This is a genomic window from Halopseudomonas formosensis, assembly GCF_900115905.1.
GTDB classification, from domain to species: Bacteria; Pseudomonadota; Gammaproteobacteria; order Pseudomonadales; family Pseudomonadaceae; genus Halopseudomonas; species Halopseudomonas formosensis.
The window spans coordinates 1-15545 of record NZ_FOYD01000019.1; the positions used below are offsets into that span (position 1 = coordinate 1).

A 15545-nucleotide genomic window follows, 5' to 3' on the forward strand; every position below is an offset into this window, starting at 1 on the left:
AAAGAACTCGGTGCTCAAGCAGATCCTCGACAACGCCGTCGTTGCCGAGGGTGTGACCGACGTGTTCGCCCTGTGCGGCCTCGACAAGCCCAATATCGGGCTGCTGTCTGACGAGTTCCTGGATGATGTACGGCGCATGCCCTACAGGAATCTGGCCGTGGAGCTGCTGGAAAAGCTCCTGAAGGACAATATCAAGGCCCGCACTGGCAACAACGTGGTGCAGGAGAAGAAGTACGCCGACCGCCTGCAGGAAACCCTGCGCCGCTACAACAACCGCGGCATCGAAACGGCGCAGGTCATTGAAGAACTGATTGCCATGGCCAAGCAGTTCCAGGCCGAGATGGAGAGGGAGGCTGCGCTGGGCCTCAACCCGGACGAAATCGCCTTTTATGATGCCCTGGCCAACAACGAGAGCGCCGTGCGCGAGCTGGGCGATGAAATCCTGAAGCAGATAGCTGTAGAAATCACTGAGAAACTTAGGGCATCAGCTACCGTAGATTGGCAGGTACGCGAGAGCGTCAGAGCAAGACTGCGCATTCTGGTGCGACGTACCTTGCAGCGGTACAAGTACCCGCCCGATGACGCCCCGGAGGCTGTGGAGCTGGTATTGAAGCAGGCTGAGGTGCTGTCTAATGCGTGGAGTGTGTGAGATGAAAATGAACTATAAACTGTGAGCACAGCGCTTCTAGCCCTCCCGCGCAATATAAACCCATAAGAAGGCTATTTACGGGAATTAAACCTCATGATACCCGAACAGCACTACCCTTCCAGGTCTAAAATTCGAGAGCCAAAGTGGACATTTCAAGAGCAGACCGACTAAGTCAAGCAATCTTCCAAAAAACCGCACCCAGCGATTTTGAAAAGCGCGAAGTAATCATGAGTCTGCTACGCGAGTTATCAGCGTACCCACACTACCTAGATAGACTGGAGAGGATGAGCTCATCAGACTTGATGAGCCTGATAGAAGAGCTCTATAGAAAATTGCCTTTGCAGAGCATTGATGAAATACAGGAAATCCTGGATGGCGATCATGAAGATTTCATTTGGAAGCCAAAGTCAAATCACTACCACCCTCAGGAATCTGCCTTACAAAGCATCAGGGAGGTTAGATCAGCTATTCAGGAATACCCTAGCAAAATAATGACTAAGCTTTGTTATATTCAGCTCGTCACTATTCTTGAGGCGTACCTAGGGGACAGACTAAAGATGCTTATCTTACAAAACAATAAAAGGATAGCAAATCTACTCCAGCATGAAAAAGAACTTAAGAAAGAAAAAATCCACTTACATACCATACTTCTAGATCCTGAATACCCTGTCAAGCGGGCCAATGAATACCTCTCCAATACGACATACCATAACCTACCCAAAACTATAGGGCTGTACAGGATAGCACTTGGTGCTGACATAAGCTTCCCGTCTGCTACCTGCCGAGAGACCCTACTAAAATCTGTCAAGAAAAGACACGATCTAGTTCATCGAAATGGATTTACAGCCACCGGATACAAACTAACTATCACAACCCATGAAATTGAGTGTTTAGCTGAGAACGTAGAGCTCTGGATTACCCATATAGAGCGGACCCTTGCTTGCCTGTAATTGACTACTGCGGCAGAGACCGAGCTGGTCATCTCTCGCCTGCAGCATACAGGACGATAACATCCACGTATTTCAGACGAGTACCGGCATACTAGCTATTACTGCTCACCCGTGACGCCCTGGTCATCTTCCCCAACGTACTGCGCTACCTCTCCAACGTCCACCTCAAAAAACTCGCACAACTTATCGAGAATGTCTGTCGTGGTGTTGTATCCCTTCTGATTGGCTATTTTTGACAACGTAGTGCGGTGCACCCCGGTTGCCTTGGCCACTTCATCGAGGGTGACGCGACGGTTTTCCTCAAACCCTTTGTCCGCCATCAACTCCTTCAAACGAAACCTGATCATGATGCTCCTTTTCTAGCAGTGTCTTCTCCACATTCTAGCAATCAGGCTGCCTTAACGCACCAAATGTCGCTTTAAGTCTACAAAGGACGCTTGACGCCATCTTTTTAGTCGTTATTATGTAGCTCGTACGCATCATTGGACGCATAGGAGAAACCTAAGATGAATACAGACTACCTTACTACTGACGAGCTCGCCGCTCGTATCAAGTACGACGCTCGCACCATTCGTGAGCGACTGAAGGACTCGGTTCTGCTGGAGGGGGTTCATTACATCCGCCCCTTCGGTGGAAGGAAGATTTTGTATTTGTGGGAGGCCATTGAGAAGGATATGGCTGCAGCGTCATCTGCTAATGCCTTCGGCGTGCCCATGGCCAATGGAGGACGTATGCATGGCTAGTATTCGTGTAAGGGACAAAACGGGAAATCTGTTCTTCGACTTCCGTTACAAAGGCAAGCGCTGTCGCGAGCAAACCGCGCTCAGCGATACACCTGCCAACCGACGTAAGCTGGAGGGCATTCTTAAAAAGATCGAGGCTGACATTACGCTCGGCACATTCGAGTACGCCAACTATTTTCCGGATAGCCCGAATGCCGAAAAACTGGCGGTGAATGCAGGGCGCCAAGAACTCCAGACGGAAACGCCACTCTTCAGCGAGTTCAGCGACATCTGGTTTGCGGAGATGGAGATTCAATGGCGTCGGTCCCACAGCGACACCATCGCTGCAACCCTGCGTAATTACATTCTCCCCGAGTTTGGGGAAAAAGAGGTCGGCTGCATCACAAAGGCAGAGATTCTGACATTTCGGTCCTCACTCGCCAAAGTCACGAACCGAAGTGGCAAAACTCTATCAGCGACGCGAATCAACCATATCATGACGCCATTGCGCATGATCCTGAATGAGGCAGCCAACCGATACAATTTTAGCTCACCCTACGTGGGAATAAAATCGCTGAAAGTTCCGCGGGTAGACGTGGAGCCTTTTACTCTGGAGGAGGTCGGTAGAATCATTGCTGCAGTACGATCGGACTTCAAAAACTACTACACCGTTCGTTTTTTCACCGGCATGCGTACCTCTGAGATCGACGGTCTGCAGTGGAAATACGTCGATTTTGAACGACGCCAGATCTTGGTCCGCGAGGCGTGGGTAAAGGACGAGCTGGTGTACACAAAAAATGACGGCTCGTTCAGAACGATCGACATGTCCGGCCCCGTGTATGAGGCACTGCTCGACCAGCGAAAAGCGACCAAACAGCACGCGTTTGTGTTCTGTACCAGCAACGGCAGACCGCTATCCCACCGTAATGTGACTCAACGGATCTGGCACCCCCTGCTGCGACACCTGGGCCTGAATGTCCGTCGCCCCTATCAGACTCGCCACACTGCGGCGACGCTATGGCTGGCTGCTGGCGAGGCTCCTGAATGGATTGCCAGGCAGATGGGGCACACCACCACTGAAATGCTGTTTCGCGTGTATTCGCGCTACGTGCCGAACCTCACTCGGCGCGACGGTAGTGCGTTCGAGAATCTGTTGCTGGCTCATATGAAAACGGAGGTGCTGGATGAAACTTGTTAACTCAGGCAGTAATGTCACCACGCTGGATACCACTCTATCCCAACGCCAAGACCAGTTCCTGCACAACCTGACTTTGTCTTTGACAGCAGGTTTGGAAAACCCCTTCGGGGCCGAGCTGGTTGCCCTGATCGGTAGTGGTCATGAACGAACCAACCGAGAGGCTGTAGCCACCTGGGTCAGGTTCAGGCGTCATGAAATTTTCACTATGCGATTAGAAGGGATCAACCCGCTGGAGAGTCTCCGGGCGCAGCTCCTGACGCGGATTGAATTGGACCAGGTCTGGCAATAAACCTACTGGGGCTGAAGCGGAGCGCCCAGCTCTACATAAGGCTGAATCCGCGCATGCGCGGATTCAGCCTTTCGTCCTAGCGATTCTGAAACTTGAGTCTCTTGGTTCGAATAAAGTTTGCTGACACCCCCAGGCTTGCCGCGATCTTCGCATCTGAAACCTTACCGAATAGGGCCTCGATCTCTGCCGTGATCTCTGGCATCGGTGCTTTGTAGGCTGGGATACCCAGGGCGTATCGTTTTTTTCTGACTGGGAACTGGGTTGTACCCAGCACAGCCGCCACATCGGTATCAGGCATAGTACCGAGAAGGGCAAGCGTCTCCTCAGTCCAAACTACTGCCAGCTCCCTATAATTCCCGCCCCGCTCACCCACAGGTTCTCGGATTCGTTTACTCTCCCGAACCTGTTTTATGTGTTTTTTGGGGTAATTTAGCAACCTGGACAGCTTATGGTCGGTGTGCACCCCTAATAAGGGCTCCAGCTCCGCTGGCGGAAGCTGAACTGGTGCCTTCCACGCTGCAATGCCCAGACTTTTCCGATACCTCCTGACCGTTGTCGCCCCTACACCAAACTGACGAGCAATTTCGCGGTCACTGACCTTTCCTACCTGTTTTTTCCAATCACACATATAGAGAGCCCTCCTCAGGGGTTACGGCGGTTTCACCGCCACTCTCTAGATAATGGAATTCCGAAATCCCCAAATTCGGGGGTTAGGGCGCGGCTGCTGATATTCCAGGCCAGCCGCTATGAGGTTCAGATTCTGAAATGCCAATCGATTGAGGCCGCCAGTAGGAGATACCGCAGTCCAGATCCCGAGTGGTACGCCGCATCACCCTCCTCTGTATGCAGCGTGACCCTGATGCCCAGGCGATGATTCGTGACTGATTTGCTCTCTGGCGCCTGCTGCAAAAAGCTGGCTTTGATACCGAGCACCTTCCGCCAGTATCGCTGTGTCCGTACAGGCGTATCCTGATCGTAGGTAATCAACTCGATCTGTGAACGCTGGAAGCCTATTGACTGCAACAGCCACAAGTAATCCTGCGCATAGACCTCATCCTGATCTCTGTAAAACCTCAGCGTCGTATCCGTCGACCAAACTCGCTCGATAAAAAAATCTATGACCCGGTTTGCCCGCTCTCCCTCCTCGCTCTCGAGCAGTTCATATAGCCGCTGGGCGTGGTCTGCCAACAGCTCTCGACCACCCGTTTTGGGAGGGCTGGGCATAAGCTGCCTATACTGCCCATCAGCGTGGGGGGATTTGCTCACTCGGTGGCGGCTGCCCTTCTCTCCGAGGTCTCGTATATGACGAGCCCGCTCAATCATCTGCTCTCGATCAGCCGCTGAAAACTCGAAACCGTCCAGATTGACGCTGCGACCGGTAGCCTCTGCATAGGAAACGTATGACAGCAGGGCCTCAATCCGCATGATGCGCTGTATGGCCCAGTTTCCATCAGGGCGGACCTGCGCCTGCGCATTTTTGCGTTTTATCCGCCGATGCTCTTTCCTCAGCTGCCTGAGCAGTGGCACACGACCGATAATATTCAGCATGTAATCGCGTTGAGCCGTCGCATCAGCCAGCCTGCCGGTTTTTTTAGGCACAGTTACCCGACCGAGAATAGCCACATTGTGCGCCGTGAACCGCCACGCCTCAGGATTCCATTGCCAACTGGCGGCCGCCAGCATCGGCATGCTGTGGATATAATGCAGGAGAGTCGTTTTAGGGCTGACGTGCCCCAGGACCTCGCTGACATGGTGCAAAATCTTTCGGGTCGGACTGCCTGCAGCAGCCAGTTCGAGCCTGGGTTGGCCAGGGTTTCCGCATAGCCAGGCGCGGGTCTGCTCGAGATCGTCAAAAAACATGTCAACGGGGGTGCCATATACCTGTCGCATCGTCTTCAGCAGCAGCCAGGTTGCACAGGAGTGGCGCAAATGGTGGTAGCTCACCTCCTCGTTCCCCGTGACTGCACGCATGGCCTGATGTATTGCCGGGAGAATTGCCTCTTCACTGATCCACTGCGTTCTGAACTCCGGTATGCAGAACAGGTACTCAGAAAATTTTTGTCTCTTCTCCTCCTCCATCCTCTCGCGATACCAGGCCTTCAGGATCTCCAGCTCTTCAGGGCTCAGCAGTATGTGTACGGGTAGACGCCGCGTAGCTTTTCGGGTTTTCAGGCCCCGCTGGGCGTGAGGCCTGACGAGCAGATCCACATCCAGTTGGAGGTCACTGATTTCCTGCCCTGACAATTGTCGCTTGCGCTTATGACGGCGCCGGACCCGCTCTGCGATCTGCTCCGGTAACAGGGACACATGCAAATCCTGAAGGCGCAGTTTCAAGGCTTCATTGCGGCGCAGCCCCAATCGGAACCCCAAAATTATAAAAACCTGCACGGCTGTGACGAGCCGGGGCGAGCGAAAGGCCAGCTTTGAGGTGGTCAGCGACTGCAGCACCTGCTGGTACTGCTCTTCGCTTAGAATTCTGGCATCAACTCGCGTGAGGCCCTTCGAAATACCCAGCTGGGAATAGGCACTGATGGGCGGCAGGCCGTGATTGCGGTGCAGGTAGTGATGAAACTCGTAGAGACCCCTAGCCGTTTTTTGGCGCCTGCTGTCAGTCGGCTGAATCTCCAGAATACCCTCGTAAATAGCCTCGAGAGCGTCGTATTCGAGTTCGAAGACTTCAAAACTATCCAACTGTGAGGCCAGTCCAAACCCCACGAGTCTCACGTAGTTGGCGATGCTGGCACGGCCTTGGGCTTCTCCATAGGCGGAGGACCCATTAACCATATAGGCGGCCCATGCGCGCACCAGACTAATCAGAGAATCTTGGTCGTCAGGGCCTTGAAGAGGGCTCACACTCCCGCTACGCACCTCTGTGCACAATGTCTGGACCCACTCCGGGACGTCTTCCTTAACCTTTCTACCCTTTTGGGGGTCGTCATAGGTCCCTTTCGGATCAATCTGATCAAAGCGGCCGAAGATGCTCCCCCATGAAGTCGGTCGCAGCGAGTGAGACACAACCCCTCGGCTGGCATACTGGATCTGTAACTGGGGCAGATTAAAGTTCAACTCAAGACGGATCAGGCCCAACATATCATTAAGGCTGCGCGGCTGATCAGCCTTGGTGACATCCACATAATCCAACAGGCGGTTCACACAGTAGATGAGCGCGCCTTTGTGGTGGGAGTCGACTGCCCAGTCTTGGATTTCCTCGAGGTTCGCCGTCAGGAGCGCCATCGTTGCCGGATCAGGAAACCATTGACGGTATTCACTCTTGGTCTCTGTAACAGGCAGTGTCAGACGCACCTCAGGCACGGCGGCAAAACAGTTGATGTCTTGAGGCTTTACCTTGATCAGTGCATTGAGCTGCTCCATATCCAGCAGCCCCCCGCCGTAAGCCGCGCTCAACAGCAGAAGGCCGATTCGAGCACGTGTATCCAGACCAAAATTCAGTCGGGTGGGGTAGATTTCATGCTCCGGCAACCTCAACCCGCGTTGCAGCCCAGTAATGACTGCATGGCTACGCCTGACCTGGTCGGGCGAATAATCAACCGGGTTGATCGGATTAGGCTGACGCTCGACTCTCAGAGCAACACGCGCCAGCGGACACTGTGGAACATTCTGCTGGACACGAGTTGTAATCTCTCGCAGTGCGTTTCGCAGCAGGTGAGTAGACAGGCCTGCCTCAAGCGCGCGGACCTGCTCTACTGTCACACTTGCCAGTGGAGCCCTCCCCAAAAGCCAGTGCCCGAGATCTGATTCTGCCTCGCTGATGTGCTGTCTCAGCTCTCCGCGGGCCTTACTCCACTCCTCCTTTTCGCCAGAACGGCTGGACCACAACCACTCCACCTGCTCTTCGTTCAGTTGTGGGTACATCATGCATCCCCCCAGCGTTTAGCCATCACCGACCAACCCAGTTCGCTCATGAAGGGCACGAGGTACTGGTCCAGCGTTCGCATGTACGTGGCAGGACAAAAAGTGGCAAAAGCGTCTTGCGGTTCCTCCCCCCTAAGCCAGTGCCCCATATAGGCGGACAACACTTCACCGGGACAGCCACGCTCAAATAGTTCAGTCCTTACCAACTTGCGGAAAGCGTTGACCCTGTGCGGCGTATAGCCCTCAACGAGCTGCATATGATCAAAAATGACACCTGGTCTGATTGGCTCCCGGAGAATACGATCTGCATCCAGCGACAGGAAAAACCCGTGCGTCCAGCGTTCATCCGGGTCGGACGCTAGGTACCCGGTCAGCTGACGCTCAGTTTCACGACAATGCTCCTCATAACGTCTGACCTGTTCGCGCACTATATGCGGCAGCTGAATCAGGCGACTCATATGCATATCTTCGGAACCCTTATCGGACAGGGCTCCTGCAACTAGCTGGGGGTAGAACTCATCCACCCACCGCAACGGGTTGCGAATGGCACGACAACTCGAGGCCATTAGGAACATCTGCACGGTCCACAGCGTAAAGTGGTTATGCCATCTGACCATGTCTGACAGCGAGCCCCGGGGGGACTTGGCAATCACCTGTTTGAGTGCCTGCACATTGTTGGACACCGTTTCCGGCAACAAGCAATGGGTGGCGCCCACAGCGCCGGGCTGTTTCAGAGAAACCTTTTCCGGCTCGTATGCCAGGCCTACACACGCGTAGATCTGGACCAACAAGCGCTCCAACGCTTGGACGTAGCAGGTACACAGGTGCTCTGCCGAGGGCTGTAGATAAAAACGTGGGGTATCGGCGGTGGGCGGGCAGACACCCGATAGCATTGAAGCCGCGGCAATATCTCCAGAGGTAGTCTGATAAATACGCTGGAGCAGAAAATTCCGGATTTTATGCAGGGTGTAACGGCTATCGTCCTCGCCTAATTCCCGGAGCAATTTCCGGGCCTCAGCCTCCAGAACGGAGGTTTGATAACTGAACACTCTGCTCGATGTCCGCGGAAAGACCTTGTCCATTCCAGCGACTAAACTGCCACTACCCGCCAGGTCTGGAAGCAAAACATGCTGAACAGCCTCACGGACCCCGGTCTCAGCCTGCCATCGCGGGTCACCTGCCAGAGGCGGTTTAGGCACTACAACCTGAAAATACGGTTGGTCTCCAGTCACCAGCTTGAGCGGGCTATCGAACTCCTCTCCCGGCTCCGACACGGTCATTTGCGCAATGCTCGTAGCCGGTTGCCCCAGCCACAGACTGATGTGAATGAAAAGAACCGCTTCCATCCTAAGCCGCACACACGAGACATCCGGGGCGGATCTCAGGCTACGGATGCACTCCTCAAAAATATCGGAGGCCCCGAATAGCAGCCTTGCCAGCTCTGTCAGGGTGAGCTGTCCGTACGAGTACGGCAGCATCTGTCTACTGCGGACGACGTGCTCTACCACAGCCTGCTGAGAGAGAATATCGGCCACATAAGGGCGGTCAACGTCGTGATCGTCGAGCAACCAGGTTTCTATGGCGGGCACCATTTCTCCTGGAGCCAGCTCACCTAGTTCCTCACCCTCATCCCGCGTATCAGTGCGGACAATTTCATAATACCCTGGCAGTAGAAAAGGGTCCTCAGGATCGTCTACCGTATGCATTTGAGCGACATCAGGGACCGTGTGCGTAATTACCTCGGGCTGGTCAACAGCACGCCCTCCTCCCCCACCACCTTTCGACCGTTTTATTGGCTCCTCACCAGCCCAGTACCTGGCCAGCCGGCACAGCGTGGCAAAGTCCTTTGCCTGGACAGAAGATGATTTCCCGCGCTTAAACCGTCTGCACGCACTGACAAAACGTTGGTGACTCTCCCATACTGGTAGTTCGGCGGGAATATCCAGATAGTCTGCGGCACTGAGAAACTCCAGCGCGTGGTAGGCTTGGTAACGGTGCTCGGCCAAAATTGCATTCTTCGCGTTATTCATCGTCAGCAGCAGCTGAGCTACCAAGCGCCAATAATCTGATGCGCGTTCTGGGTCTCTGGGTTTAAGCCAGAAAGCTGCGTAGGGAAAACCAAAATCTTTTAGCCCCGGAGTTTTGTGCTTTACTGGATTGACTGCCCCAGAGCTCTTTAGCAGCCTTACAGGCAGAAACCTATCTCCCAGAGTTTTTTCTATTCCTGGATAGTCTTTCACACTTATTATCCAGTTACATACCTTACGTATGACACGGATATCAAAATCTTCTGCTAATACTACAGGGGGCTTTTCAGCTGCATCCAAGCTATTCAGTAGACCAACAACCATTCTCGGCATCTCTATGAGACCCGGATGGGGATTCATAACATTAAAAAATTGCTTAACTTCAGAAATGGACACTCCCTGACTGCAAGCCAGCTCAACAAACTTCTCTTTTGTTTTATCCATATTTACAAGTTCCTTTTATCTTTTAGGGGCTTAACACCAAGAATGCGGCTTAAATTTGTCCTATTTTTATACGCATTCGGCCATGCAGCAGGGTTTTCTTTCAGATAATCAAAAATGGACGCCGCCGCCAGCGATGTGGACTTATAAAGGCCAGGACAAAAACAACGTTCTCCAAAAAACAACTGCTCACCGAGCTGCATATTTACTCGCGACTCCTCCACCAAGCACCAGACCCCTGTATCTCCGCTTAAATGTCCTTTCATCCAGCGATACAGTCCGAATTGAAAAGTACATAAGTACTCTTCCCCTACTCTCATAACGCTGATTGGGATCCTTTCGTTGAGAATGCTAATCAGGCTGGGCAGGATCAGCTCATTCCCAGGCAGATGCACAGGTTCCAGGTCCAGTTCGAACTCCGTCTTTTTAATAGCCTCATGAATCCCAACAATTTTCTGCAATTCTATTTTCTGATACTGCACGGGTTAACTCCTCTTTTTGCCCATACCTATACAGTGGAATGGCGGAGCCCCCTTTTTGGGCGGTATGCAGAAAGCAGAGGTGCAGGCGACGGTCAGAACCAAAATTTGCATTGGATAAAATCCTCTGTGAAACAATGAGGAGGCGAGCATAAGGAGGGCCGTAGGTGTGTCAGCAGGAGGGGTGGTGATTTTTTCAGGCTTTGATGTGTGCAGTTGAATGATGCTAAATCCGCGCATGCGCGGATTTAGAAGCTAACGCCAGCTAGCGCTCCCGCCACTGAACACCGGACAATGCACGCCCATAAGCAGGTGCAGGCGCCCCTCAAAGCCAAAATTTGCATTGGATGAAATCCTCTGTGAAACAATGAGGAGCCGGGCATAAGGGAGCTGTAGGTGTGTCAGCAGGAGGGGTGGTGATTTTTTCAAGCCTTGATGTGTGCAGTTGAATGATGCTAGATCCGCGCATGCGCGGTTTTTCAACGCCAGTTGCGCACCCACGTAACACGAAAATCAGCGTGTCAGAACTGTAGCCAGAAAAAATTCCGGATTCGCTATGCGCTGGCAGGGTCGGCTGAAAGCCAATCACAACGGGATGCAACAGCACTAAATCCGCGCATGCGCGGATTTAGTGCTGCTAGGGGCTACCTAACTATAGAAGGTGTCTACTTGTTGTGGGTAAATCGGGAGGCTAACGCCAGCTACCGCTCCCGTCACTGAAAACCGGACAATGCACGCCCATAATCAGATTCTGCGTCTGTGGGTCCTCCAACAGCCCACAACACGCATCCTCCAGCCGGATAATAGACTCAAGATTATGTTCCTCAGGAAAATGCCTGAGAAGTGCTTTTGCCTGATATCTGACAGACTCAGGCAGCGCGACATCCAACGACAGCTCTCGCAGGAAATCCCTCGTTTTCAGTATGCTGCGAGTGCGTTCGGCGGGTGTAGTCATATTAAACCCTCAAATTATGATTAAACCGGTGAAGATGATGAACAACGTCCAAAGTAATGGTGGCTATTAATGCCCATTCGAATTGCGCATGTCGCGCCATGCGGCCCAGCCCCATAGCGCGGCTGCACAAACCAGAAGCAACCAAAGTGCAGCTGCTGGCAACTGAACTCCCAACAGATTTAATACAAAACCAAGCGCTGTGAACAGTAACATTATCAGAACTGCTTTTTTCATGGTACAACCCTAATCGCCAATGAGAGAATAACCATAACGGCAATTTGGCTGTGTCATCAGCCCTATTCAAACAAATCCGCGCATTCGCGGATTGTTTCTTCACAGCCTCTATATCTCCGAAGGTCCTACCCCCTTATAGAGTGTGGAGTTGCATCACTAACCGCAGTTCACTTTCCACAGCCCTTTCCAGTCTGTGGTGTATCGCGGGCTCAATAACTCCCGACGCATACTCCATTCAGGCTCCGCTGGTACTCGCGCCGGACGCAGCGTCCCCTTGCCCCACCGTGAATTGACCTGGTCCAGAATGCCCATCACGCACTCGGTTATCTCGGGCTGTACCGGGGCAAAGAGGTCACCCATGAACTCGCCGCGCTGTCGCAGATCCATCAGCAGGATTTCGGCCTGGGCGTAGGCATAGCCGGTACGGTAAATCGCATCCAGTCCCTCGCTAGCCACTCCTTTCGGCCGGAAACCGAGGTTTACTCTAAGCGGTGGACACTATGTCAGACAAAATCGATGGAAATGGCCAGGCCAACGAATGAGTCGTCCAGAGTTAATACTGAAGCAGACTCGGAGCGGAACGAAGTGCTGGCAGGTATTCGAAGGTCTAAGAAGTCTCCGTAGCAGAGCCGTTAGGTGGCAGAAATGTCGGAAAGATAGCAGGCTACTGGAAAGGAACAAACGACCGTCTATCCGTGCTACTCGTCGCCAAAAAATTCATTCTTTGCGATCAAACCCAAACACTCATTGCTGTTGGTCGCATGGTCATCAAACACATTCTCGATCCGCCGCTCCTGCTTGAGATAAGCAATCGTTTTGAAGAAGCAGGACTCACAGAGATGCACCTCATAACGCTCACCATCGTGCTTAGCGCCATAACCCCAGCGCGCCTCAAGGCAACCGTATTGAAGACCACCACTTTCATGCAGAGTGGAGCTATCGCATACATCACACAAAACATCTGTAACAGTCTCAGCTTCGATACGCCCACGAATCTTCATCGCTGCCCTCCCAAGGGATAATTATTCAGAGGTTCGCATACTGCCCGAGACTACAGCTATCAGTATATGCGCCCCCTGATACCGTTTCCTATCTCTTACCGCCCCGCTCGTCAAGTCTTCTCATGGCCAAGAGCTGCCAGTCGCGAGAGGCTACAAACGGCCCAAGCTGTGTGAAAACTTTCGCTCAATTCCGAGGTACGCGTTTTGGCTTTTCGATCTAAATATTTTGGTCTGGAAGATTGGTGAAGTAAGCAGATTTGTGGAGGTCGCGGCCGCAGGGGGAGCTAAGAGAAAAACGTTAGTCTTCGCAGCCGTTAGACATTTTGCTCATCTTGGACGTATGGAATTGCTCAGGCTGTAATGCGGAAAACCTCCAGAGGGTATACGGAAGGCCAGCGGACGCGGACAGGACTTTACTTGTAGGCGGGGTTTATGGAGCGCTTACATTGAGCAGGCAGTGTGAGAGTAACAGTCTGTCGCCAAGAGCCACCATCGTAAATGACGGCTCTAGGGCAGAAGCGGAAATAGAATATATCTAGGATAAGCGGGCAAATTCACTCACTGCAGAACATACCCGGATTTAGCTCGTCTGTTATGCTCAAGGCTTCCTCCGTTGTCAGCCCCTCTCTGACCAGATGCGCAAATGCCTCCAAAGCACCCAGCGAATGTTTGATCTCCAGTGCTTTCCTCATAAATTTTTCAGCCAATGTATGCGGGTCTGATGCGCCTTCTTTTGCATCTAAGCGGTTAAACAACGCCAATACATCTACTCCCTTGGAGTACTCGTCTAGCCCAAAATCTGAATAAAATGCCATCCCCAACGCCCCCTTGATGTGACGTTCCGGTCGGTTCCATTCGTTACTCGGTTCGGCACCTTGGGCAGCATTTTCTAGCAACTTATGAATTTTTTTTGGAATCGTCGCGGCCGCCTTTTGAGGGCTGTAGTAGCTTCGGCTAGCAAGGGCTGCTGCATCTCGAACCACCCTCCACATAATGAGCCACATCTGTGCGACGCTGTACCTGCGCAGACCTTGGCGCACGATCGACTCAGTCTTGGCGAAGTCTTCATCACTCAATGGATGGTTATGCAGAGCGCACTGATATTCGAAGTATTCCATGACGTCTGTAAGAGCGTAATCCAGCCAAAGCTCCGTAAGCGCCATGGCATCTGAAAAATCTCGGTTAAACATTATGTTGAGCGCGATCTGAGTTTCTCCCTCACGGGTGTCTGGAGGAAGGAAGTAACTCGCGGAGCTTGGGTCAAACATGAGCTGGCCATCTTGGATACAGTATGCTCCTGGCTTGGATGCCGCTGGGTCATCCGCCAGTACACCCTGTTCGCAGAGGCGCTCAATGAAAGCGCCGGCGCCTTGAGGTGTCAGCTCCTCACATGCGCTGATTGGGAAGCCCTGCGTGAGCCGCGGGCCGACCAGAGTATAAATTGCTTTTAAGATGAGTACCGTGTCATCAGCCAGCTCAGAATACGAAATGGTGACTTCCCGCGCATGAGAGATGTACGGAGCGAGCATTGCTTCCAATTCAGCCCGTTGAATCTCCTCCTGCCTAAGCATCGCCTCTTGCTCGGCCTTCTGGCATTCCTTGCAAGGTCGACGAGCACGCTGGGGTCGCTTCTTTGCGTCTATTCGAGCACCTATCTGAATCAGTCCATTGCACTCGGAACAAATCTGATTTTCGTCATAAGCGGTACAGATCTGCCGAACAAATTTGGCGACCTGCCCCGCCTGGGTAAGCTCTCTGAAAGGGAGAATATCTGCTACGTGCTCCAGGAAACTGCCCTCCTGGTCCATCGCCCAATACCGCGTCGCGAACTCAATTTCCTGCTCATCATTAGTTTCAAACTCCAGTCTGACTGCCATGTAACGACCATATCCTCAATAGTTCAACAATGTGAAAGAAAGGCTCGATTCGCCAAGCCTTTCTGGGCAAAGCTGGCGCTTCTGACCTGATAACACACTCCAGATATCAGTTACCGACCCCCTTCCACCATATACAACTGAAGCTTCTTAGCAATCAAACTAAGCATACTTTCCCTAGGCTAAGCCTGGCCCACGTATTGAACCGTTGGAGAGGGCAATCCGCTACGAAACTTCTCCAGCAGTTGGGATTGGTGATTAGCTATTTCAGGTGGCCACCCACCGATCTGGTTAATCCTCCTAAGCAAGTCGGCTAGCCGGTCATTTTCACCAAGCAAATCCCCAGGGATGCTATAAAACCTTTCTACATGCGGCGTGCAGAGGGGCGAACCACTGATTACCTGCTGGGCCGTCCCCGGGATCATATAAACTGTCCATATCGTCCAGCGTTTAGAGCCCGCAACCTGCAGCAGCTCATCTATCGTCAGCTCCATATTCATACCCCACCCAAGGCGATGTCGTGACGGTGGTACAGGCCTGCCGCTGGGCCGGTGTGTCCCGCCGCAGTTATTACTATCGGCCTACCAAAGCCAAACCCAGGGTCAATGAGCACTTGGCGGCGCGGGTAAAGCGGGTGATCACCGATCTGCCGTATGCTGGCTACCGTACCGTTGCCTGGCTGTTGGGTGAGAACAAGAACACCATCCAGCGCCTGTTCCAGATCAAGGGCTGGCAGGTGCGCAAGCGCCGCAGTGGAGCCCGCCCCCGGGTGCAGGCATTACCTTCGGTGGCCTCACGCCCGAATGAGCGCTGGGCAACAGACATTGCACGTGTCTGGTGTGGTCCGGTTCAC

Annotated in this window: 15 protein-coding genes; 6 read left to right on the forward strand and 9 right to left on the reverse strand. The window is 52.9% G+C overall.

The window, feature by feature from the left end:
- A partial coding sequence (locus BM046_RS15775; RefSeq protein ID WP_143084216.1) for a DUF3387 domain-containing protein occupies positions 1-649 on the forward strand: 649 nt, incomplete at its 5' end.
- Positions 650-876: 227 nt separating this feature from the next.
- Positions 877-1599: a hypothetical protein gene (locus BM046_RS16180; RefSeq protein ID WP_143084217.1), complete on the forward strand. Its 723-nt coding sequence runs from the start codon at positions 877-879 to the stop codon at positions 1597-1599.
- Between the two features lie 98 nt (positions 1600-1697).
- On the opposite strand, the gene BM046_RS15780 is transcribed toward BM046_RS16180, so the two are convergent.
- Positions 1698-1946, reverse strand: coding sequence for a helix-turn-helix domain-containing protein (locus BM046_RS15780; RefSeq protein ID WP_090541288.1), 249 nt, complete (start codon positions 1944-1946; stop codon positions 1698-1700).
- A gap of 159 nt (positions 1947-2105) precedes the next feature.
- Here BM046_RS15780 and BM046_RS15785 point away from each other — a divergent pair, with 159 nt between their 5' ends.
- The 3 genes from BM046_RS15785 to BM046_RS15795 are packed head-to-tail and all read left to right on the forward strand — an operon-like array spanning position 2106 to position 3808.
- Positions 2106-2342 carry a hypothetical protein gene (locus BM046_RS15785; RefSeq protein ID WP_090541291.1) on the forward strand — a complete coding sequence of 79 codons (237 nt, stop codon included), beginning with the start codon at positions 2106-2108 and terminating at the stop codon, positions 2340-2342.
- Positions 2335-3519: an Arm DNA-binding domain-containing protein gene (locus BM046_RS15790; protein ID WP_090541294.1), complete on the forward strand. Its 1185-nt coding sequence runs from the start codon at positions 2335-2337 to the stop codon at positions 3517-3519. Before BM046_RS15785 ends, BM046_RS15790 begins: the two co-directional genes overlap by 8 nt.
- Positions 3506-3808: a hypothetical protein gene (locus BM046_RS15795; protein ID WP_090541297.1), complete on the forward strand. Its 303-nt coding sequence runs from the start codon at positions 3506-3508 to the stop codon at positions 3806-3808. Before BM046_RS15790 ends, BM046_RS15795 begins: the two co-directional genes overlap by 14 nt.
- A 76-nt stretch (positions 3809-3884) precedes the next feature.
- On the opposite strand, the gene BM046_RS15800 is transcribed toward BM046_RS15795, so the two are convergent.
- The 8 genes from BM046_RS15800 to BM046_RS15835 form a co-directional block, all read right to left on the reverse strand.
- Positions 3885-4436, reverse strand: coding sequence for a hypothetical protein (locus BM046_RS15800; RefSeq protein ID WP_090541300.1), 552 nt, complete (start codon positions 4434-4436; stop codon positions 3885-3887).
- 125 nt (positions 4437-4561) lie between these two features.
- Positions 4562-7684, reverse strand: coding sequence for a site-specific integrase (locus BM046_RS15805; RefSeq protein WP_235818666.1), 3123 nt, complete (start codon positions 7682-7684; stop codon positions 4562-4564).
- Entirely contained in the window at positions 7681-10152 is a 2472-nt protein-coding gene (locus BM046_RS16470) for a hypothetical protein (RefSeq protein ID WP_235818667.1), read from the reverse strand. The genes BM046_RS15805 and BM046_RS16470 overlap by 4 nt, the downstream gene beginning before the upstream one ends.
- A 2-nt stretch (positions 10153-10154) precedes the next feature.
- Positions 10155-10631, reverse strand: coding sequence for a hypothetical protein (locus BM046_RS15815; protein ID WP_090541307.1), 477 nt, complete (start codon positions 10629-10631; stop codon positions 10155-10157).
- Between the two features lie 688 nt (positions 10632-11319).
- Positions 11320-11583 carry a BPSL0761 family protein gene (locus tag BM046_RS16570; protein ID WP_090541310.1) on the reverse strand — a complete coding sequence of 88 codons (264 nt, stop codon included), beginning with the start codon at positions 11581-11583 and terminating at the stop codon, positions 11320-11322.
- A 390-nt stretch (positions 11584-11973) separates the two neighbouring features.
- Positions 11974-12273 (reverse strand): DUF4113 domain-containing protein, encoded by a 300-nt coding sequence (locus tag BM046_RS15825; RefSeq protein ID WP_235818668.1) that lies wholly within the window; start codon positions 12271-12273, stop codon positions 11974-11976.
- Between the two features lie 242 nt (positions 12274-12515).
- Positions 12516-12818, reverse strand: a complete 303-nt coding sequence (locus BM046_RS15830; RefSeq protein WP_090541313.1) for a hypothetical protein — start codon at positions 12816-12818, stop codon at positions 12516-12518.
- 554 nt (positions 12819-13372) lie between these two features.
- Positions 13373-14695 carry a hypothetical protein gene (locus tag BM046_RS15835; RefSeq protein WP_090541316.1) on the reverse strand — a complete coding sequence of 441 codons (1323 nt, stop codon included), beginning with the start codon at positions 14693-14695 and terminating at the stop codon, positions 13373-13375.
- Positions 14696-15212: 517 nt separating this feature from the next.
- Between BM046_RS15835 and BM046_RS15845 the strand changes: the two genes are divergently transcribed.
- The coding region (locus BM046_RS15845; RefSeq protein WP_456236161.1) for a hypothetical protein at positions 15213-15545 on the forward strand (333 nt) is incomplete at its 3' end.